Origin of the sequence: Microbacterium sp. (assembly GCF_051860965.1) — a bacterium.
Lineage (GTDB): Bacteria > Actinomycetota > Actinomycetes > Actinomycetales > Microbacteriaceae > Microbacterium.
Window position 1 is genome coordinate 45373 of record NZ_JBIMKU010000012.1, and the last position, 19557, is coordinate 64929.

Here is a 19557-nt window from a genome sequence, read left to right on the forward strand (position 1 = left end):
AGTCTATCGGCGCGGACCTGGACGACTGCGGGGGCAGGACTCCGCCCGCCGGCCGGCCGATCCCGACGGGTCAGGAGTCGCCCGCGGCGCGATCCCCGTCGATCGGAGGCAGGGGGGCGACGAGGGCATCGTCGATCGTCGCGTGCACGAGCGCCGACAGATACGCGCCGGGGTTCTCGACGCCGACGCCCGACAGCAGCTCTCTCGCCTGCGCGACGATGGAACGCGAGAACGTCGTGGCCGTCGCGATCGCCTCGGCGTACGACGCCCGATCCGCTTCCGCGACCACGACGGGCTCGCAGCCCATCTCGACGGCGAGCGCCTGCGCGATCGGCAGGACGGGAGCGGGCGCCGTGACCGCCGCGTACGAGTCCGCGAGGCGACGCAGATCGATCGACGTGCCGGTGAACGCGATCGCCGGGTGCACGGCCAAGGGGATCGCCCCCTTGCCTGCGGCGGGAGACAGGATGCCGGTTCCCTCGGCGGGATCCGTGTGCAGCACCAGCTGCCCCACCTGCCAGGCGCCGACGTCGGCGAGACCGGCGACGAGTGGGCCGAGCTGGTCGTGGGGCACGGCGATCACCACGAGCTCGCTGCGGCGCACGACCTCCAGCGGATCGAGCAGCGGAACGCCGGGGAGCATCCCTTCGACCCGCTCGTCGTCCGACCCGTGGGTGATGCCGACGACCGCATGGCCCGCCCCGGCGAGCGCGAGTGCGACGACGGGGCCCACCCGCCCCGCTCCGATCACCCCGACGCCGAGGCGACCGTCACGCGTCACGGCGCACGTCCGGATCGGGTGCGCTCGACTCCGCGGCGACGGACCGTGCCGGGTCGACGGGCGGCGACACCGAGCCATCGGGCGCCCCGAGATCCTCGGTCGTCGCGGCCGGGCTCTCTTGCACTGCAGGGGCGGCGTCCCGCGGCGAGTCCGATTGCTCGCCCGCCCAGCGGTGGCTGCGGTCGCCCGCCGTGGCGAGGACGACACCCGCTTCGGTCGCCTCGAAGACGCGGAGCGCGGCATCCCGATCGACGATTCCGAGGGTCCCCGACACCGGCCCGGTGATCGTGTGCGCGTGCAGGTTCGCGACCCCGAGCGCGCGGTCGACGGGGCCCTGCGCGATCTGGATGCTCTGGAGCCGCGCGAGCGGGAACACCGCGAGGCGACGCCAGATGAGTCCCCTTCGCAGCAGCAGCGCGTCGGGCGTGAGGTCGAAACCGTTGCGCCGCCACGAGAGGGGACGCAGCAGCCGCGCGCGGCGCGGCGTGTTGGTGTACGGGTCGTCAGCCACCGGCCCCAAGACGCCGTGCTCGAAGACGAGAGGCCATTCGGACTCGGGCAGATGCGGAAGCACGAGGCGCAGAACGCGCTCCACATCGGCGCGCGTGCCGACGGGCAGGACTGTCGTGAACTGATCCGTGGACGTGTCCGCCATCCCGCGTCCCGACAGCCGGTTGACGGTGATCGTCCACCACCCGAAACCGCGCCACAGGATCGACTGCGAGATCTGGACGGCGTGCACGCGCCCCGGCGGAACGGTCTCGGTGACCGTTGTGAAGAGCCCGAACGTGATGCGCACCCCGCTGGGCGTCGGAGCGATCGAGTACCGGAGGGACTTCGTGATGCTGCGCACCCAGTACGCGCCGAAACCGATGACGGCGGGCACCATGCCGAAGAGGATCCAGGGCGTTCCCACGATCGATCCGACGATGATCGCGACGATGGCCACCAGCAGGCCGATCGTCGATCCGCTCAGCAGGTGCGACGCGATCAGTCGACCGACGGGGATGTGCACGACCGATTCCGGTTCGGCGACGGGTTCTTCGGCGCCGTCGATGATGCCCGAGATGCCGGCGGTCACGATGGATGCGGCCGCCGAGACCCGCGATCCGCCGGCAGGCGCGGCATCCGTCCCCGCCTCACCCAGTCGCACGCCCGACGCGAGGCGCAGGATGTCGGCGCGCACGGCTTCGGCGCTCGCGGTCGAGAGATACTCCAGCTTGACGTTCGAGTCCAGGCCGGCACCGACGACCTCGAGCTTCGCGAGCCCGACGAGCCGAGCGACCATCGGGCGGGTGAGGTTGACCCCCTGCACGCGGTCGAGCGGGGCTCGACGATGCGTGCGGAAGAGCACCCCGCTGCGCACCTCGACGTCATCGCCCGTGATCCGGAAGGTGTGGAACCGCCACGACACGTAGAACAGCGCGATGAGCACGACCACGACGCCCAGCACAGCGAGCAGGGCGACGAGGATGAGGTTGTTGTCGATGACGAAGTCGACGGGATCCTCGGGCAGCTCGCCGTCGAGTTCGTCCGGGAGGAACAGGTAGATCAGCCGGTCGCGGAAGTTCGCGATGATGATGCCGGCCACGACGACGAGGGCGAATCCCCCGCGGAACAGCGGGGTCAGCGGGTGCATCCGGTGCCACTCGCCATCGCTGAGAGGGGAGCGCACGAGCGCCCGCGGCGGCGCGGGGGCCGACGGCGCCGGGATGGCCGACCCCGCGGACGGGTCGCCCGGTGTCACCGCGTCCGCTGTCGACGGTGCAGACGGCCGGTGCGGCGCGGCATCCGAGGCCGCCGGCACGGAGGGGTCGGAGCTCACAGGCCGGTCCGGCGGGTCTCGGCGACCTCGATCAGCGTGTCGCGCAGGCGCTCGGCGGCCTCCTGCGGGAGTCCGGGGATCGTGACACCGGTGGATGCCGCGGCGGTCACGAGCTTGAGCTGCGCGATGCCGAATCCGCGGTCGAGCGGCCCGTGAGTGATGTCGACGAGCTGCATGCGGCCGTACGGCACGGCGACGACGCGCTGCCACAGGATGCCGCGACGGAAGACGAGGTCATCGGTGCGCAGCTGGTATCCGTACGACCGCGCCTGCCGCGGAGTGATCAGGATGCCCCACAGCATGAAGGCGAGCATCACTCCTCCGACGAACCACGCCCACGTCCATCCGAGGAAGAGGGTCGCGAAGAGCGTCGCGGCGAGGACGATCAGCAGGACGATCCCGTTCGCGATGAGCTGCACCCAGACGTACTGCTTCGCGAGCTGGTGCCACGTGCCGTCGCCGAGCGGAAGCCGGGCCGCGCCGCGAGGTTCGCGCACGCGTGCGAAGGTGCCGGCATCGAGCACCGCGTCACGGGGGGCGGTGCCGTTCCCCACTCCGGCCGGAGCCGGCGCCACCGTCTCCGCGCCGGGCGCGGGCGTCACCGTCTCCGCAGGCGCGGCCGCGGCCGGCGCCGTGAGGGCGCCGTCAGTGGCTGTGGAACTCGAGTCCGGGGTCGTCGCCTCCGGGCTGCTGGTCATCGTCGTCCTTCCGGATGGTGCACAGATGTTCGGCCACGAGGCCCGCCGCAACGAGCGCGGCGCCGCACACGGCCGTCGCGATGACGGCTCCCAACGAGCCTAGCGACGGCTCGGCCGGCCGGGTCAGCAGGAAGACGAGCAGCCCGATGCCGAACCCGCCGAGGGCGGCGCCCACGATGCTCGAGGCCTTCGCCAGCATCGCCGTGCGCAGCGCCCGGAACGGATTCACGATCGTGGCGCCGCGCCCGCGCGTCGCGCGCCGGATCGGGATCGCGAGAGCGATCACGAGACCGCCGAGGAGCACGAGCAGGAGCGGCAGCGACACCGCCGGAGTGAAGGTCGGGCGGCCTGAGCTCGTGAGCACCTGATCGAGCACGAACCCCGCGACGGCGCCCAGCACGGCGGCGGCGATCAGCGTCCCGGGTCCGGTGCGTCTCACGAGGCATCCTGGATCCGCGCGAGCAGGTCTTCGACGCGGCCGGCGCCGGGGATCTCGGCATCCGCGTCGATCGCGAGCCAGGGGAGCAGGACGAACTCGCGCGTCGCGGCGCGCGGGTGGGGCAGCGCGAGGAGGGGATCGTCGCTCATCACATCGCCGTACGTGATGAGGTCGAGGTCCAGCGTCCGATCGCCCCACCGCTCGCGACGTTCGCGACCGTGACGGGCCTCGATCGCGTGCAGATAGCCCAGCAGCACCGAAGGGGCGAGCCGGGTCGCGACGATCGCGACGGCGTTGAGGTAGGCCGGGGCCGCGGCATCCCGCCCCTCCGGCTTCTCGGCGACCGTCTCGACCGGCGGTGACGCGACGACCTCGCCGGTGAGGGGCAGCCGCCGCAGCTCCTCGACCGCCTCGGCGAGGGTCGCCGCCCGGTCGCCCAGGTTCGCGCCGAGCGCGACCACGGCGCGAACGGGAGGGCTGGATGCGGCGGGCGCCGCCGGATCGCCGAGCCCCTGTGCCAGTCGACGGCTCACGGTGCGGTCATCCACGCGGGCGGCTCCTCGGGCTTGCCGCGACGGATCGTCACGGAGACATCCTTGAACGGCACGGTGATCGGCGCCTTGGGCTTGTGCACCGTCACCGCCACCATGCGCACGAGCTCTCGCTCGAGCAGCGCATCGGCGATCCGCGCCGCGAGCGCCTCGATCAGATTCACCGACGTGCCCTCGACGATCGAGACGATCTGCTCGGCGACCTCGCCGTAGTGGACGGTGTCCACGACGTCGTCGGTCTCGGCCGCTCGCTTCGTACTGACGTACAGCGTCGCGTCGACGAAGAAGTACTGGCCGTCGCGCTTCTCGTCGTCGTACACCCCGTGCCTCCCGAAGGCGCGCACGCCCTTGAGAGTGATCTCATCTACGAAGTCCATCGATCCACCCCTTCCCAGTGCTGCGCGACCACGAGGGCGTCCCGCGTCGCCGCGACGTCGTGCACGCGCACCGCCCATACTCCCGACTGCGCGGCGAGCGCGCTCGTGACCGCGGTCGCGAGATCGCGTCGCTCGTTCGGGACGTCGCCGCCGCCGAGCGCCTGCGCGAGGAATCCCTTACGGCTCGTGCCGAGCAGCACGCGGTGGCCCGCTGCGACGATCCGCGGCAGCTGGCGGAGCACCGCCCAGTTCTGCGTGGGCTGTTTGCCGAACCCGATCCCGGGGTCGACGACGACCCGGTGAGGGGGGATGCCGGCCGTGGCCGCAGCATCCACCCGCTCCGACAACTCCGCGAGCACGTCGGCGACGACGTCGCCGTACTCCGCGCGTGCGTACATGTCCGAAGACGGCCCGCGCCAGTGCCCGAGCGCGATCTCGGCGTCGGTGCCGGCGACCGTCTCGAGCATGTCGGGATCGGCGAGACCGCCCGAGACGTCGTTGACGAGGCGCGCACCCGCGTCGACCGCGGCGCGCGCCGTCGCGGCGTTCATGGTGTCGATGCTGACGGTGGCGCCCGCCTCGGCGAGCGCCGCGACGACGGGCACGACCCGGTCGCGCTCGATCTCCCACGGCACGCGCGCGGCTCCCGGTCGGGTCGATTCGCCGCCGACGTCGACGAAGTGCGCGCCCTCGGCGACCATGCGCAGGCCGTGCGCGATCGCGGCGTCCGTCGCGAGGTACCGCCCGCCGTCGCTGAACGAATCGGGCGTGACGTTGACGATCCCCATGATGAGCGTCATGCGCGGGTCGCGTCTCGTCTCAGACGCTCCGCGTCCGGCCGGCGGTGCTCGACCCTCATGAGCGGGGTGTCCCCAGGAGCACCATGAGCTCGGCGCGCGCGACCGGGTCGACGAACTCGCCGCGCGCCGCGATGGTCACGGTCGAGGCACCCGTCTGGCGCTCCCCGCGCATCGTGACGCATTCATGGGATGCCTCGAGCACGACGAGCACGCCACGCGCGTCGAGCGAGCCCGCGATGGTGTCGGCGATCTGCTCGCCGAGGCGCTCCTGCACCTGCGGACGCGACGCCAGGATGTCGACGACCTTCGGCAGAGCGCCGAGGCCCACCACCTGCTCGCCCGGCAGATAGGCGATGTGCGCGTGGCCGCGGAACGGCAGCAGGTGGTGCTCGCACACCGAGCGGAAGCGGATGTCACGCAGCATCACCGCACCCGAGGGAAGCGTGTCGGGCGCAGGGCCCCGCGTGATCGAGATGGTGTGGGCGAGGGGGGCCGCGGCATCCGTCCCCACACCCGCGAAGAACTCGCCGTACGCGTCCGCGACGCGCTGCGGGGTCAGCCGAAGGCCCGGGCGCTCGGGGTCCTCCCCGATCGCCTCGAGCAGCTCACGTACGAGCGCTGCGACACGCTCCCGATCGACGGCCACGCGCCGAGCCTACGCGGTCGCGGGTCGTGCCTGACCGCTCGGACGACGCTTGGCCGCCTTCTCGGCGGCGGGGAGCTCCGCTTCGACGGACGCGGCGAGTCCGGCCTCCTCGCGACGCTGCGGCACCTCGACCGGCGGACGCTCGGAAACGGGCCGGCCGTCGCTCGAGAGCCACTGCGGACGCGGAGGCAGGCGCTTGACGTCCTTGAAGATCTCCTCGAGCTCGAGGTGGTCGAGGGTCTCCTTCTCGAGCAGCTCGAGCGCGAGCTTGTCGAGCACGTCGCGGTTCGCGTTGATGACCTCGTACGCCTCGTTGTGCGCCTGCTCGATGAGCGCGCGCACCTCGGCGTCCACCCGCTCGGCCACGCGCTCGGAGTACTCGCGGCCGTGACCCATGTCACGGCCCATGAAGACCTCGCCCGAGGACTGGCCCAGCTTGATGGGACCGACCTCCATCGTCATGCCGTACTCGGTGACCATCTTGCGGGCGATGCTCGTCGCCTTCTCGATGTCGTTCGAGGCACCCGTCGTCGGGTCGTGGAACACGATCTCCTCGGCGACGCGACCGCCCATGGCGTAGGCCAGCTGGTCCTGGAGCTCGTTGCGGGTGACGGAGTACTTGTCGTCGAGCGGGAGGACCATGGTGTAGCCGAGGGCCTTGCCGCGCGGCAGGATCGTCACCTTCGTCACGGGATCGGTGAAGTTCATGGATGCCGCCGCGAGCGCGTGTCCGCCCTCGTGATAGGCCGTGATGAGCTTCTCTTTGTCCTTCATGACGCGCGTGCGACGCTGCGGACCGGCGATGACCCGATCGATCGCCTCGTCGAGGGCGCGGTTGTCGATGAGCTGCGCGTTGCTGCGGGCCGTGAGGAGCGCGGCCTCGTTCAGGACGTTCGCCAGGTCGGCGCCCGTGAAGCCAGGGGTCTTGCGCGCGACGACCTCGAGGTCGACGCCGTCGGCGAGCGGCTTGCCGCGGCCGTGCACCTCGAGGATCTGCTTGCGGCCCTTGAGGTCGGGGGCGTCGACGCCGATCTGGCGGTCGAAGCGGCCCGGGCGCAGGAGCGCGGGGTCGAGGATGTCGGGGCGGTTCGTCGCGGCGATGACGATGACGTTCGCCTTCGGGTCGAAGCCGTCCATCTCGACGAGCATCTGGTTGAGCGTCTGCTCGCGCTCGTCGTGGCCGCCGCCCATGCCGGCGCCGCGATGGCGACCGACCGCGTCGATCTCGTCGATGAAGATGATCGCGGGTGCGGTCTCCTTCGCCTGGTTGAAGAGGTCGCGCACGCGGGATGCGCCGACACCGACGAACATCTCCACGAAGTCCGATCCGGAGATCGAGTAGAAGGGCACGCCGGCCTCGCCCGCGACGGCGCGCGCGAGGAGCGTCTTGCCGGTTCCGGGAGGACCGTACAGCAGCACGCCCTTCGGGATGCGGGCGCCGACCGCCTGGAACCGCGTCGGGTCCTTCAGGAAGTCCTTGATCTCCTGCATCTCCTCGATGGCCTCGTCGGAGCCCGCGACATCGGCGAAGGTCACCTGCGGCATCTCCTTCGTCACGAGCTTGGCCCGGGACTTGCCGAACTGCATGACCTTGCTGCCGCCGCCCTGCGCGCTGGACATGAGGAACCAGAACAGCAGACCCAGGAGCAGGATCGGCAGCAGGAGCGAGAGGAATCCGTCGAACCACGAGGCCTTCGGGACGACGTCGTTGAAGCCGTCGGTCGGGTTCGCCGTGTTGATCGCGTCGACGACCTCGGCCGCGCGCGCCGTGACGTAGTAGAACTGCACGTCGGTCGCGCCTTCGTACGCCTTGGACAGCGTCATGTCGACGCGGTTGTCGCCGTTCGTGTTGACGACCTCGGTGACGGTGTCGCCCTTGAGCAGCTGCAGACCCTCTTGGGTCGAGATCTGCTTCGCGCCCCCCAGGCTCGAGATGAGCATGAAGCCCACGATGAGCAGCACGCCGATGAGCACGACGTACACGAGCGGGTTGCGCGTGATCTTCTTGAAGTCCATGGTGGCGGCGGACGCCGCATCCCTTCGTCGAACGAGCCGTTCACGAGCTCAGACGCGCGAAACGGTGCGATCAGGGTATCGCGGGCACCCTATGGCCAGTCTGTGCATTCGCCCACGGCGTACAGCGTGCCGGTCAGGAGTAGACGTGGGGCGCGAGCACGGCCACGTCGCGCAGATTGCGGTAGTTCTCGGCGTAGTCCAGTCCGTAGCCGACGACGAACTCGTTCGGGATGTCGAAGCCGACGTACTTGCAGTCGACCTGGACCTTCGCGGCGTCCGGCTTGCGAAGGAGGGCGAAGACCTCGATGGATGCCGCGCCGCGCGACGCGAAGTTCTCGAGCAGCCAGCTCAGCGTGAGGCCCGAGTCGATGATGTCCTCGACGATGAGGACGTGCTTGTCGTGCAGGTCGGTGTCGAGGTCCTTGCGGATCTGCACCACGCCGCTCGACTTGGTGCCGGCGCCGTAGGACGACACCGCCATCCAGTCCAAGGGGGCGCTCGTGGGCAGGGCGCGGGCGAAATCGGCCATCACCATGACCGCGCCCTTGAGCACGCCCACGAGGAGGAGGTCCTTGCCCTCGTAGTCGACGGCCACCCGTGCCGCGATCTCCTCGAGCTTCGCGAGGATCTGCTCCTCGGTGACCAGGACATTGGTGAGTTCGCTCTGGATGTCGGCCGCGCGCATGCTCCGAGTCTAGATGCGGGCCGTGAACTCGATGAGGCCCCCGTTGCGCCGCGCACGGCATCCCGGCAGATCGATGGGGCCCTGGCCCGACCAGTCCGTCACCAGTCGGGCGACTTCGAGCGTCTGATCCCGCGTGAGCGAGACGTGGAACTCGCTCGCGACGACGTGCCGGATGACGCGGTTCCGCAGCGCCGCCGGATTCGCAGCGAGAGCACCGACCGACACCGAGATCCCCGCCTCGACGTGCTCGACGATGTCCTCGATCGTCTCGGCGATCATCTCGTCGAAGGCGTCGGCGTCCTCCCGGAGCTGTTCGGCGGTGCGGGCGAGCGCTTCGGCGATCCCCGGACCGAGCTCCGTCTCGAGCACGGGCAGCACCGCGCGGCGCACCCGGACGCGCGCATAGCGCTGGTCGAGATTGTGCGGGTCGTCCCATGGCGCGAGGCCCTCCGCGTCGCAGGCCGCGCGGGCCGTCGATCGCCGCACGCCCAGGAGGGGACGAAGGAGACGGATGCCGTCGAGGTCCGCCCCTGCCCGCGCTCCTGACGCCGCTGCCGCGTCGCGCGGAGCCACCGCGGGCAGGGGCCCCGCGGCGGCCATGCCCTGAAGGCTGGCCGCGCCCGATCCGCGGGCGAGCCCGAGGAGCACGGTCTCGGCCTGGTCGTCGAGCGTGTGACCGACCAGGATCGCGACGGCCCCGGCATCCCGAGCCGCACTCCGCAGCGCGGCGTAGCGGGCGTTCCGTGCAGAGCTTTCGGGCCCGCCCTCGGTCCCGACGTGCACCCTCACCACCAGCGCGGGAAGGCCCAGGGCCTCAGCCTTCGCGGCGGCGGAGGCGGCGGCATCCCGTGATCCGTCCTGCAGACCGTGGTCGATCGTCACCGCCCGCGCCGTGAGGCCGAGCTTCGGTGCCTCGAACGCGACCGCCGCCGCGAGCGCGAGCGAATCGGCTCCGCCCGAGAGGGCGACGACGACCGTCGACTCGGTCGCGCACCCGGCGAGCGCGCGGCGCACGGCGACCCGCACTTCGGCGACAGCGGGATCGAGGCCGGGACGATGATCGGTCACGCCTCCACGGTAGCGCCGCAGCTGATCCCTGGCCCTGGCTCCGCGCCTTCGCCCGCCACCCGCGGCGGCTAGGCTTGTCGCGGCATCCCACCGTCTTTCCGAAGGAGCACCAGCATGGGCGCGTACGACGCCGTCATCGAGATCCCGCGCGGCAGCCGCGTGAAGTACGAGGTCGACCACGGCACAGGCCGCGTGTTCCTCGACCGCATCCTCTACACCGCGTTCGGCTATCCGACGAACTACGGCTTCTTCGAGAACACGCTCGGCGAGGACGGCGACCCGCTCGATGTCCTGCTGCTGCTCGACTACGACCTGCACCCCGGCGTGCTCGCCTCGGTGCGCCCCGTCGGCGTGCTGAAGATGAGCGACGAGGCCGGCGGAGACGACAAGGTCGTCGCCGTGCTCGGCAAGGACCCGCGCTGGACGCGCATCCAGGATGTCGCCGACATCCCCGAGTTCACGCGCAAGGAGATCGAGCACTTCTTCGAGCACTACAAGGACCTCGAGCCCAACAAGTGGGTCAAGGTCGACGAGTGGGGCAGCGCCGCCGAGGCCGAGCGACTGGTCGGTGAAGCGTTCGACCGCTTCAAGGAGCACGAGGGCCAGACCAAGACCCAGGGTGAGGGCGTCGCGCCGAACACCCTCTGACGTTCAGCGAAGACGGCCGAGGTATCCGTGATGGATGCCTCGGCCGTCGCCGTTGCACCGGGTGCCGATCAGAGGTAGACGCCGCGCGCGGCCATCCAGGGCACGGGGTTCGTCGTCCCGCCCCACGGCGGATAGACCTCGAAGTGCAGGTGGCAGCCGTAGGAGTTGCCGGTGTTTCCCTCGGCGCCGATGAGCTGTCCGGCGTTGACCCATTGGCCGCTCGTCACGAAGATGCGGCTGAGGTGGCCGTAACCGGTGCCGACACCTCCGCCGTGGTCGATGCGGATGTAGTTGCCGTACCCGCTGTACGGCCAGGCCATACGGACGGTGCCCGAGGCCGCGGCGTAGATGCCCGCGCCGCAGCCCGCCGCGAGGTCGGTGCCGAGATGCCACGAGCTGGCGCAGCCCTTGCCCTGGCCGCACTGAGGCGTGCGCGGCCCGTAGCCCGAGCTGATCCGTCCGCCCGAAGGCCGCGCCCAGCCGGCACCGCCGACGGCGCCGCCGCCGCCCGCGGCCGCTGCGGCCTCGCGCGCTTTGCGCTCAGCCTCGGCGCGCTCGGCCGCTTCGCGTGCGATCCGGATCCGCTCGCCCTCCTGATAGGCGGCGACAGTCTTGGCCGTCGTGTCCTTCAGTGCCGCGAGCTGCGCCTGCAGCTGACCGAGGTAGGTCTGCTGCGTCTCGAGCGCGGCCTGCGCCTCGGCGGCCGCCTTCTGAGCGGCGACCATGGCGTCTTCCGCGATCTTCTGCAGACGGTCGCGCTCGACGCGCTGCACCTCTGCTTTGTCGGTGAGGCCCTGCGCGGCATCCCGTGCCGTGATGGCATCGGTGTAGACGTCGTTGTTGCGCTCGACGAGCTTGTCCATCGTGCCCAGGCGCGCGAGCAGGTTGTCGGCGTCGACGGCGGAGTCGGAGAAGAACAGCTCGAGTGACGTGTCGTCGCCGCCGTTGCGATAGAGCTGCGCGGCGAGGCGCCCTGCCTTGTCGGCGGCATCCTTCGCCGTCGCCGCCTGCGCGTCGGCGGCGGCTTGCAGCTGCTCAGCCCGGTACGCCGCCTCGAGGTACGCCTGCTGTGCGACGTAGTACGCGTCGGCGGTCTGCTCGGCGATCAGGTTCTTCGCCGCGACGTCATCGGTGAGCGCCTTGATGAGGCCCTCGATCTTGGTGACCTGAGCCGCCTTGGCCGCCTCGTTCGCCTTGGCCGCCTGCACTTCGGGCCAGGACGGGTAGGTCGCGGCGAACGCCGGCGCGATCGCGGGGCCGGCGAGTCCCCCGACGACGGCGATCCCCAGGACGCCCAGGCCGATCGCCGACCGGCGATTCATGGCGGGCCAGAGCAGACGACGCTCGCGCGCCGTGGGCGCGCAGTCGCACTCGTCTTGAGCCTGCTGGGGGTCCACCGAAACCTCCTGGTCGTGAATCGACTTCATTCACACTAGCAACATCGTTCACATGCGCAACGGGTCGCGCGGACGGCGCGCTCTGCCAGTGTGAACCCCGAGCGGTGTCGCGTCGAGGCGCCCACGCCCTCGATTGGCGAACTCGCGCCGGATTGCGTATGCTTGAGCGTCGGCAAGCGTGAGCGCCACGGCGATGAGCCCGGGGTTCATCCGGCCCCATCGTTTAGCGGCCTAGGACGCCGCCCTTTCACGGCGGTAGCACGGGTTCGAATCCCGTTGGGGTCACACACTCCGCATACAATTCAATACGCATGGCCCTGTAGCGCAGTTGGTTAGCGTGCCGCCCTGTCACGGCGGAGGTCGCGGGTTCAAGTCCCGTCAGGGTCGCTCTGAGCGACGGGCCCTTTTCTTCGAGAAGGGCCTTTCGTCTCAGGAGTGACGTTCTTCGGAATCCACTCGGCTCTGTAGCTCAGTTGGTAGAGCGCACGACTGAAAATCGTGAGGTCACGGGATCGACGCCCGTCGGAGCCACTGGCCCTTCTTCAGGCTTCTACTGGAGGAGGGCCTTTTCCGTTCCCGCCGAACGGTCAGGGCCTGGCATCCCGGCCGTACCGACTCCGGCGCGAGCCCGCCCGGCACAGCGCTCCTGGCGGTCAGTCGCTGAGCGTGAGATCGACCTGGATCTCCGCGGCGATCCGCTCGATCTCGGCGACGACGGCGGCGGGAGAGCTGGATGCCTCGACCCGCGCGACGATCGTCGCCTCGAACAGGCGGCCTCCGGACATCGCGGCATCGCGCGTCGTCGACGTGAGGCGATCGATGCTCGCCCCCTGCGCGCGCAGCGCGGTCGACAGCTCGCGGACGATGCCGGGGTGGTCGTTGCCCAGGACATGCAGCTCGATCGTGTGCACCGCGGCGTCGGGCGCGCCGGCGGTGCTCTCGTGGACCGTGATCGTGAGCAGGCCGGCGAGCACCTCGAGCGCGGCACGGAGCTCTTCGACGCGCTCGGAGGCGACCGACACCTCGACGACCCCCGCGAACGTACCCGCCAGCTCGGCGAGTTCGCTGCGCTCCCAGTTGCCGTCGTGGTTCGCGACGATGTCCGCCACTTCGGCGACGAGACCCGCGCGGTCTTCGCCCACCAGGGTCAGCACGAGGGTGGTCATGCGCCACAGCGTAGCGACTGTGGACGGATGCCGGTGGTCGGAGGCATGCGGCGGTATCATTCCGGCGGGGTTTCCTCCTCCGCACCGGAACTGGTCATTGTGCACAGCCGCCCGGTGGGCGATGTCGCCGAGGGTGGATGACATGAAGAACGGGGTTCCGATGTCGGAGAGCCAGCGACGGCGCGGTCGCCGGGCGATCGTCGTGGCGATCGTCGCCACCGCAGTCGTTCTCGTGGGTGGCACCGTCGCGGCGACGGCGATCGCCGGCCGTCTGCCGCTGAGTGCCGTCGCCGCGGCATCCGGAACCCCAGCGCCCTCCGTCACGCCGACGCCCATCGCGACCCCGCTCTCACCGCAGGAGCAGTTGCTCGCGGATTCCGGTGACCCGAACGCCTGTGCCGTCACCTTCGCCGGCGACGGCATCACGGACGCACCGCTGCTCGAGACGCAGGGCTCGCTGTACGCGAACCTGCCGATCCCGTCCGGCGACGGCCTCGTCTTCGCCGGGTGGTACGCGACGCCCGAGGACGCGACATCGCATGCGATCCCCGGGCGCGTCAACGGCGCCGACGCCGTGACGTGCACCGATCAGCAGACGACCCTCTACGGCGCGTGGATGACCCCCGAGGAGAACGCGGCCGCCGCGACGCGCGTGCCCATCCTCATGTACCACCAGTTCACGACGAAGCCCGAGGGCGAGTCGGGATGGCTGCGCGGCAACTACGCCTACATCGGCGACTTCGAGCAGCACATGGATCACATCGCGTCGACGGGCTTCTACCTGCCCACCTGGGACGAGCTGAGCGCCTTCATCGACGGGCGACTGTATCTGCCGAACCACTCCGTCATCGTGACCGACGACGACTGCGACATCAGCTGGCTGCAGATGGGCATCCCCATCGTCGTCGAGAAGAAGGTGCTGACGACGGCCTTCTGCATCACGATCGACGGCACCGGCCCGTCGCCCTCGGAGTACGTGCAGCAGCGCTCGCACACGCACGACATGCATCGCGCCGGGGCTGACGGCCAGGGCCGCATCACGACCCTCACGGTGCCCGAGATCGTCGCCGACATGGAGGCGTCGGCAGCCGCGCTGGGCGGAGTCAAGCAGGTGATGGCGTATCCCTTCGGCCATTACAACGACACCGCGAAGGAGGGCCTGCGGCAGGCCGGCTTCGAGATGGCGCGCACGATCGAACCCGGATACGTCACGATCGGCACCGACAAGCTCGCGATGCCGACCGTGCGGATCAACTACGGCATGGGACTGGATGCCCTCGTCAACCTCATCGGCTGAGCGCTACCTCAGGAAACAAGAAGTTAACAGAACACGAAGGCTGTATTGACTTCCCCGGACGGATGGCCGCGGGTAGAGTGAGGCAAGCGCTGACGGAGGTTGGGATTTCCGTTCAGGGAGCCGGGGGGCTCTTCAAAGCGCGTATCTGGGGAAGCGGCGGATTTCAATCCGCCATTCGGTGATTTCTGGGGAATTCATGCCGAGCAGTGTTTTCGCGTTTTCTGGGGAGAACGCACGATGACCGCCGTCGATGACGCGCGGTCCGCTTTGACGTTCACGCCGGTGTCCGCTGTGCGCGCCTCCACGGCCGCCCTCGTACCACCGCAGACTGCCGACTTCGCGCCGGTTCCGGCCGCGCGCGCGGACGCCGTCAGCACGCACACCCTCGTGACGCCGCGCGCATCGCGCGCGATGGAGAACCGGCAGCAGTGGGAGCGGCGCTACCGCGCGCGGCTGCGCATCACCGACACGATCATCATCCTGATCTCGTGCGCCGTGGCATCCGTCGTCTCACTCCAGCTCATCTCGCCGACGCTCCTCCATGAAGACCCCTGGATCCTCGCGCGCATCCCGCTCGTGACAGCGCTGGGGTGGACGCTCACGCTGGGCCTCTTCAACACCCGGGACGCCGCCGTCGTCGGCAGCGGTGCCACCGAGTATCGCCGCGTCGTGCACGCGACCGCGATGGCCTTCGGCGGCCTCGCGATCCTCTTCGTCCTCTTCCTCTGGCAGGGCATCAGGGCCCAGCTCTTCTTCGCCCTGCCGGTCGGGCTCGTGCTCCTGCTCATGAGCCGCTGGTTCTGGCGCAAGTGGCTCGTCCGCCAGCGCACGTTCGGCCGGTATGCGTCGCGGGCCATCGTCGTGGGCGATCGCGACGATGTCGAGTACGTCCTGCGCACGCTGGGAAGGAACGGCAGCCACGGATATCTCGTCGTCGGCGTCGCGCTGCTCGACGATCAGTCCGACGGGATCGCCTTCGAGACCGACGGCTATCCCGTCATGCGGGGGGCGAGCTGGGTCGCGCGCATCAGCGCACTCGAGGCGGATTCCGTCATCGTCGCGAGCCAGCCCAACGGCGACCCGAACTACATCAAGCACCTCGCCTGGCAGGTCGAGGGAACTGCTGCAGAGCTCGTCATCTCCAGCCGCATCGCGGATGTCGCGGGCCCGCGTATGTCGCTGCGCCCCATCGAGGGCCTGCCCCTCATCCACGTCAAGATCCCGACCTTCACGGGCGGCACGCACGTGTTCAAGCGCGTGCTCGACGTGGCCGCCTCCTTCTTCGCCCTGCTCGCGTTCTCGCCGATCTTCCTGGCGCTCGCCGTAGCGATCAAACTCGACGATCGCGGCCCGGTCTTCTTCGGCCAGGATCGCGTCGGGCGCGACGGCCGCACCTTCAAGGTCTGGAAGTTCCGGTCGATGGCCGTGGACGCCGAGGCGCGTCTGGCCGAGCTGCAGGCGGCGAACGAGGGCTCCGGCCTGCTGTTCAAGATGAAGGACGACCCCCGCATCACACGCGTCGGCAAGTTCATCCGCCGCTACTCGCTCGACGAGCTGCCCCAGTTCTGGAACGTCCTGCTCGGCGACATGAGCGTCGTCGGCCCGCGCCCGCCACTGCCCTCCGAGGTCACCGCGTACGACGGCACGATCTTCCGTCGCCTGTACATCAAGCCGGGCATCACCGGTCCCTGGCAGGTCGGCGGCCGCAGCGACCTCTCGTGGGAGGAGAGCGTCCGGCTCGACCTCCGCTACGTCGAGAACTGGTCCGTATGGGACGACATCATCATCATGTGGCGTACGGCTAAAGTGATGGTGCGGCCCTCCGGCGCATACTGACTTCCGTTCCAACCCTGTCGAGCGCACCTCCGCACGGGGTTTCTCCGGCCTCCAACGACCGCAGGCAACCCTTGAAAGGCGACCTCGACACGTGGCATCAACCGTCCGGATCCTCGGCACCCACGGCGTGCCCGCCGCTTACGGCGGCTTCGAGACCGCGGCCGAGAACGTGGGACTGTACCTGCGCGACCAGGGCTGGAACGTCATCGTCTACTGCCAGCTGGAGGGCGAGGGCCCCGTCGAGGTCGATGAGTGGAACGGCCTGCAGCGGGTCAAGATCCGCGAGGCCCGGCCCGGCTGGAAGGGCACATCCGCATTCGATCTGACTTCCATCCGGCACGCGACCGCCGCCCACCGCGACGGGGATGTCTGGCTCACCTTCGGCTACAACACGGGCGTCTTCGACGTGATGCCGCGGCTGCGCGGCATCCCGAACGTCATCAACATGGACGGCATGGAGTGGACGCGCAAGCGCTGGGGAGTCGTCAAGCAGGGCATCCTGCTGGCGAACGAGCGCCTCGCGGGTTGGGTCGGCGACGTGCTGATCGCCGACCATCCCGTGATCGCCACCTACCTGCGTCGCCACTTCGGCCGGCGCCGTGTGCAGACCATCACGTACGGCGCCCACGAGGTGACGTCGGCACCGGAGGACCCGTTGGGCGAGTTCGCCCTCACCGCCGGCGAATACGGCATCGTGGTGTGCCGCCCCATCCCCGAGAACTCCGTCCTCGAGATCGTCACGGCGTGGTCGGCTGCGCGACGCGGGATGCCTCTCGTCGTCGTCGGACCCTACAGCCAGGATGACCCGTACCAGGCCGCCGTGATGACGGCCGCATCCGACGAAGTCCTCTTCCCCGGCGCGATCTTCGACGCCGAGCGGCTGCAGGCGCTCCGCTTCCATGCCGCGCTCTACCTGCACGGCCACACCGTGGGCGGCACGAATCCCTCGCTCGTCGAAGCGATGGCGGCGGGCAATGCGATCGTCGCCCAGGACAACGCCTACAACACGTGGGTCGCAGGGCCCGGCAACGCCTACTTCCGCGGATCGGCCGATCTCGAGCCCCTCCTGGGGGCGCTGCTCGCCGATCCGGAGCGCCGCCGCCGCATGGGCGACGCCAGCCGCGCGCGTTTCCGTGCGGAGTTCACCTGGCAGAAGATCGGCAGCGAGTACGAGGCGAGCCTGCGCACCGCGCTCGCCCGCCGAACGAAGAAGACGAAGAAGACGAACGTGGGGGTTGGCGCATGATCGACGTAGCTGTGGTCGGACTCGGCAAGATGGGGCTCTCCCATCTGTCGATGATCAAGGCGCACCCCGAGGTCAATCTGGTCGGGGTGTGCGACGCGACGGGCTATCTGCTCGACATCCTCGCGAAGTACACGGGTGTCAAGACCTACAAAGACCTCGGCAAGATGCTCGATGAGGCGAAGCCGCAGGCGATCATCATCGCCACGCCGACCCACCTCCACGCGGGCATGATCCGCGAAGCCCTCGAGCGGGGCATCAACGTGTTCTGCGAGAAGCCTCTCGTCATCGAACCGGCGGACAGCGTCGCGCTGACCGAACTGGCCGAGCAGCGCGGACTCGTGACGCAGGTCGGCTATCACAACCGCTTCGTCGGCGCGTTCCGGGAGGTGCACCGCCTTCTCGAACTCGGCGCGATCGGTCCGGTCAACACCGCCCTGGCCGAGGCATACGGCCCCGTCGTCCTCAAGCCGTCGGGCAAGTCGTGGCGCAGCCAGCGAGCGACGGGCGGAGGATGCCTGTACGACTACGCGGCGCATCCCCTCAACCTGCTCACGTGGTACCTCGGGGCTCCCGAGTCCGTGAGCGGCAGCCAGCTGACGAGCATCTTCTCGGCGCAGATCGACGACGCGGTCGCGAGCACACTCCACTACCCGGGGGGAACCGCGCAGATCATCTCGAACTGGTCTGACGAGTCCCAGCGCAAGATGTCGACGAAGATCACCCTCTGGGGCGCTCACGGCCGCATCTACGCCGACCGTCAGGAGATCCAGGTCTATCTGCGCGACACAGCGCCGATCCCCGAGGGCTATCAGGTCGGCTGGAACGTCCGGTACACGACCGAGCTCACCGAGGCCCCCTGGTTCTACCTCCGTGGCGAGGAGTACAGCGCCCAGCTCGACGAGTTCGTCCAGCGTGTCATCTCCGGCCAGATCCACGGCGAGAACGACTTCGCATCCGCCGCAGCGACGGATCGGGTCATCTCGCTGATCGCGGAAGACGCAGCGCGCGAGGACGGCCGCCTCGCTGTCGCCGAGGGACCGGGCGCGACCGCTCCCGCCAAGAAGAGCCGGATCGGCGCCGCCCTGCAGGCGCTGCGCGGAAGGAACTGACATGACGACCACGACCGCGAAGATGGACCGACTGCTCTTCGGCGACAACCAGTTCTTCGGCGTGAACCACATGTCCGAGGAGAAGGCGCGGGCGCAGCAGATGCGCTTCCAGGACGTCGGCGCCATCATGCAGGTGCTCGATGCCGCCTACGACGAAGGTGTGACGACCTTCATGTGCACGACGCACGACCGGATCGCCGAGGTCACGGACACCGTGCGGGCCGATCCCGCGCGCTATCCCGACATGAAGTTCTTCCCCTGCATGCCGTACGCGCACAAGTATGCGAACGCGATCACGGATGACGGATTCCTCGGCGCGATCCGCAAGTTCCTCCCCGAGGAGGGCCTGCTCGACAGCATCGCGCGGGGAACGTCATCCCTCGCCCGGAAGGACATCGAGGGCGTCTCGACGCTCCTCATCGACGCCGAGCTCAAGATGTTCGCGGGGCTCTCCACTCCGGTGATCTGGATGCAGAACGTCGTCGTCGATCTCCTCTCGGGCCTCGGCTTCACCGACGCCTTCCGGATCTTCGCGGACCACGTGCGCAAGCGCTACAACGCCGAGCCCGGCTTCATCACCATGAATCTCCCACGGCTCCTCGACGATCTCGACCGCGCCGGCGTCGAGAATCCGATCGTGTGCTCGAACATCAACAAGATCGGGTTCCGCATGTCGGGTGGCGTCGACGGTTACCTCGACGCGATGCAGAAACGTCCGTTCCGTGCCGTCGCGATGTCGGTGTTCGCGAGCGGTGCGATCGCACCACGCGAAGCGATCGAGTGGGTCTGCCAGCTGCCGAACCTCGAGTCCATCGTCTTCGGCGCATCCAGCCGCGCGAACATCGCGTCGACCGTCAGCCTGGTGGACGAATACTGGCCGACGTCGTGAGCTAGATGTTCTTCCCCGACACGTTGTGATCACGTGAGGTGAGCGAAGACCTCCGGGACGATGTGGGTACCACCCTCACATCG

Annotated in this window: 19 protein-coding genes and 3 tRNA genes; 9 read left to right on the plus strand and 13 right to left on the minus strand. The window is 69.5% G+C overall.

Features of this window, described 5'->3' with window-relative positions:
- Positions 1 to 70: 70 nt before the first annotated feature.
- The 11 genes from ACTIFV_RS18325 to tilS form a co-directional block, all read right to left on the minus strand.
- Positions 71 to 781, minus strand: coding sequence for a DUF2520 domain-containing protein (locus ACTIFV_RS18325; protein WP_439594242.1), 711 nt, complete (start codon positions 779 to 781; stop codon positions 71 to 73).
- Positions 771 to 2606: a PH domain-containing protein gene (locus ACTIFV_RS18330; protein ID WP_439594243.1), complete on the minus strand. Its 1836-nt coding sequence runs from the start codon at positions 2604 to 2606 to the stop codon at positions 771 to 773. The genes ACTIFV_RS18325 and ACTIFV_RS18330 overlap by 11 nt, the downstream gene beginning before the upstream one ends.
- Positions 2603 to 3304, minus strand: a complete 702-nt coding sequence (locus tag ACTIFV_RS18335; RefSeq protein WP_439594244.1) for a PH domain-containing protein — start codon at positions 3302 to 3304, stop codon at positions 2603 to 2605. The genes ACTIFV_RS18330 and ACTIFV_RS18335 overlap by 4 nt, the downstream gene beginning before the upstream one ends.
- Positions 3252 to 3743, minus strand: a complete 492-nt coding sequence (locus ACTIFV_RS18340; protein ID WP_439594245.1) for a DUF3180 domain-containing protein — start codon at positions 3741 to 3743, stop codon at positions 3252 to 3254. Before ACTIFV_RS18340 ends, ACTIFV_RS18335 begins: the two co-directional genes overlap by 53 nt.
- Positions 3740 to 4276: a 2-amino-4-hydroxy-6-hydroxymethyldihydropteridine diphosphokinase gene (folK, locus tag ACTIFV_RS18345; RefSeq protein WP_439594265.1), complete on the minus strand. Its 537-nt coding sequence runs from the start codon at positions 4274 to 4276 to the stop codon at positions 3740 to 3742. Before folK ends, ACTIFV_RS18340 begins: the two co-directional genes overlap by 4 nt.
- Positions 4273 to 4671: a dihydroneopterin aldolase gene (gene folB / locus ACTIFV_RS18350; protein WP_439594246.1), complete on the minus strand. Its 399-nt coding sequence runs from the start codon at positions 4669 to 4671 to the stop codon at positions 4273 to 4275. Before folB ends, folK begins: the two co-directional genes overlap by 4 nt.
- The gene (folP, locus tag ACTIFV_RS18355) at positions 4659 to 5471 is read right to left on the minus strand and encodes a dihydropteroate synthase (RefSeq protein ID WP_439594247.1); all 813 of its coding nucleotides are present in this window, start codon (positions 5469 to 5471) and stop codon (positions 4659 to 4661) included. The genes folB and folP overlap by 13 nt, the downstream gene beginning before the upstream one ends.
- Positions 5472 to 5526: 55 nt before the next feature.
- The gene (gene folE / locus ACTIFV_RS18360; protein WP_439594248.1) at positions 5527 to 6117 is read right to left on the minus strand and encodes a GTP cyclohydrolase I; all 591 of its coding nucleotides are present in this window, start codon (positions 6115 to 6117) and stop codon (positions 5527 to 5529) included.
- Between the two features lie 9 nt (positions 6118 to 6126).
- The gene (gene ftsH / locus ACTIFV_RS18365; protein WP_439594249.1) at positions 6127 to 8133 is read right to left on the minus strand and encodes an ATP-dependent zinc metalloprotease FtsH; all 2007 of its coding nucleotides are present in this window, start codon (positions 8131 to 8133) and stop codon (positions 6127 to 6129) included.
- Between the two features lie 133 nt (positions 8134 to 8266).
- Positions 8267 to 8818, minus strand: coding sequence for a hypoxanthine phosphoribosyltransferase (gene hpt, locus ACTIFV_RS18370; RefSeq protein WP_439594250.1), 552 nt, complete (start codon positions 8816 to 8818; stop codon positions 8267 to 8269).
- Positions 8819 to 8827: 9 nt separating this feature from the next.
- Positions 8828 to 9886 carry a tRNA lysidine(34) synthetase TilS gene (tilS, locus tag ACTIFV_RS18375; RefSeq protein ID WP_439594251.1) on the minus strand — a complete coding sequence of 353 codons (1059 nt, stop codon included), beginning with the start codon at positions 9884 to 9886 and terminating at the stop codon, positions 8828 to 8830.
- A 114-nt stretch (positions 9887 to 10000) separates the two neighbouring features.
- On the opposite strand from tilS, the gene ACTIFV_RS18380 reads away from it, so the two are divergent.
- Positions 10001 to 10534: an inorganic diphosphatase gene (locus ACTIFV_RS18380; RefSeq protein ID WP_439594252.1), complete on the plus strand. Its 534-nt coding sequence runs from the start codon at positions 10001 to 10003 to the stop codon at positions 10532 to 10534.
- A 68-nt stretch (positions 10535 to 10602) separates the two neighbouring features.
- Here ACTIFV_RS18380 and ACTIFV_RS18385 read toward each other — a convergent pair whose 3' ends face one another.
- A complete protein-coding gene (locus tag ACTIFV_RS18385) occupies positions 10603 to 11931 on the minus strand; it encodes a M23 family metallopeptidase (protein WP_439594253.1) in 1329 nt (442 codons plus the stop codon).
- Positions 11932 to 12143: 212 nt separating this feature from the next.
- Here ACTIFV_RS18385 and ACTIFV_RS18390 point away from each other — a divergent pair.
- The 3 genes from ACTIFV_RS18390 (at position 12144) to ACTIFV_RS18400 (ending at position 12462) form a co-directional block, all read left to right on the plus strand.
- Positions 12144 to 12216: transfer RNA gene (locus tag ACTIFV_RS18390), tRNA-Glu, on the plus strand.
- A 28-nt stretch (positions 12217 to 12244) separates the two neighbouring features.
- Positions 12245 to 12318: transfer RNA gene (locus tag ACTIFV_RS18395), tRNA-Asp, on the plus strand.
- 71 nt (positions 12319 to 12389) lie between these two features.
- Positions 12390 to 12462, plus strand: a tRNA-Phe gene (locus tag ACTIFV_RS18400).
- A gap of 122 nt (positions 12463 to 12584) precedes the next feature.
- On the opposite strand, the gene ACTIFV_RS18405 is transcribed toward ACTIFV_RS18400, so the two are convergent.
- Positions 12585 to 13097 carry a glycine cleavage system protein R gene (locus ACTIFV_RS18405; RefSeq protein ID WP_439594254.1) on the minus strand — a complete coding sequence of 171 codons (513 nt, stop codon included), beginning with the start codon at positions 13095 to 13097 and terminating at the stop codon, positions 12585 to 12587.
- Positions 13098 to 13239: 142 nt separating this feature from the next.
- Between ACTIFV_RS18405 and ACTIFV_RS18410 the strand changes: the two genes are divergently transcribed.
- The 5 genes from ACTIFV_RS18410 (at position 13240) to ACTIFV_RS18430 (ending at position 19474) form a co-directional block, all read left to right on the plus strand.
- The gene (locus ACTIFV_RS18410; protein WP_439594255.1) at positions 13240 to 14394 is read left to right on the plus strand and encodes a polysaccharide deacetylase family protein; all 1155 of its coding nucleotides are present in this window, start codon (positions 13240 to 13242) and stop codon (positions 14392 to 14394) included.
- Positions 14395 to 14631: 237 nt separating this feature from the next.
- A complete protein-coding gene (locus ACTIFV_RS18415; RefSeq protein ID WP_439594256.1) occupies positions 14632 to 16230 on the plus strand; it encodes a sugar transferase in 1599 nt (532 codons plus the stop codon).
- Positions 16231 to 16321: 91 nt separating this feature from the next.
- Complete coding sequence (locus tag ACTIFV_RS18420; protein WP_439594257.1) at positions 16322 to 17476, plus strand: DUF1972 domain-containing protein; 1155 nt, start codon at positions 16322 to 16324, stop codon at positions 17474 to 17476.
- Entirely contained in the window at positions 17473 to 18585 is a 1113-nt protein-coding gene (locus ACTIFV_RS18425; protein ID WP_439594258.1) for a Gfo/Idh/MocA family protein, read from the plus strand. The genes ACTIFV_RS18420 and ACTIFV_RS18425 overlap by 4 nt, the downstream gene beginning before the upstream one ends.
- 1 nt (position 18586) lies before the next feature.
- Complete coding sequence (locus tag ACTIFV_RS18430) at positions 18587 to 19474, plus strand: hypothetical protein (RefSeq protein WP_439594259.1); 888 nt, start codon at positions 18587 to 18589, stop codon at positions 19472 to 19474.
- Positions 19475 to 19557: the final 83 nt, after the last annotated feature.

Excerpts from the sequence above, each read along its gene's own strand:
- hpt (WP_439594250.1), bottom strand. The coding sequence starts at position 8,818 with ATGCGCGCGGCCGACATCCAGAGCGAACTCACCAATGTCCTGGTCACC.
- ACTIFV_RS18410 (WP_439594255.1), top strand. The coding sequence starts at position 13,240 with ATGAAGAACGGGGTTCCGATGTCGGAGAGCCAGCGACGGCGCGGTCGC.
- ftsH (WP_439594249.1), bottom strand. The coding sequence starts at position 8,133 with ATGGACTTCAAGAAGATCACGCGCAACCCGCTCGTGTACGTCGTGCTC.
- folB (WP_439594246.1), bottom strand. The coding sequence starts at position 4,671 with ATGGACTTCGTAGATGAGATCACTCTCAAGGGCGTGCGCGCCTTCGGG.
- ACTIFV_RS18335 (WP_439594244.1), bottom strand. The coding sequence starts at position 3,304 with ATGACCAGCAGCCCGGAGGCGACGACCCCGGACTCGAGTTCCACAGCC.
- ACTIFV_RS18415 (WP_439594256.1), top strand. The coding sequence starts at position 14,632 with ATGACCGCCGTCGATGACGCGCGGTCCGCTTTGACGTTCACGCCGGTG.
- folP (WP_439594247.1), bottom strand. The coding sequence starts at position 5,471 with ATGACGCTCATCATGGGGATCGTCAACGTCACGCCCGATTCGTTCAGC.
- ACTIFV_RS18405 (WP_439594254.1), bottom strand. The coding sequence starts at position 13,097 with ATGACCACCCTCGTGCTGACCCTGGTGGGCGAAGACCGCGCGGGTCTC.
- ACTIFV_RS18380 (WP_439594252.1), top strand. The coding sequence starts at position 10,001 with ATGGGCGCGTACGACGCCGTCATCGAGATCCCGCGCGGCAGCCGCGTG.
- ACTIFV_RS18425 (WP_439594258.1), top strand. The coding sequence starts at position 17,473 with ATGATCGACGTAGCTGTGGTCGGACTCGGCAAGATGGGGCTCTCCCAT.
- ACTIFV_RS18430 (WP_439594259.1), top strand. The coding sequence starts at position 18,587 with ATGACGACCACGACCGCGAAGATGGACCGACTGCTCTTCGGCGACAAC.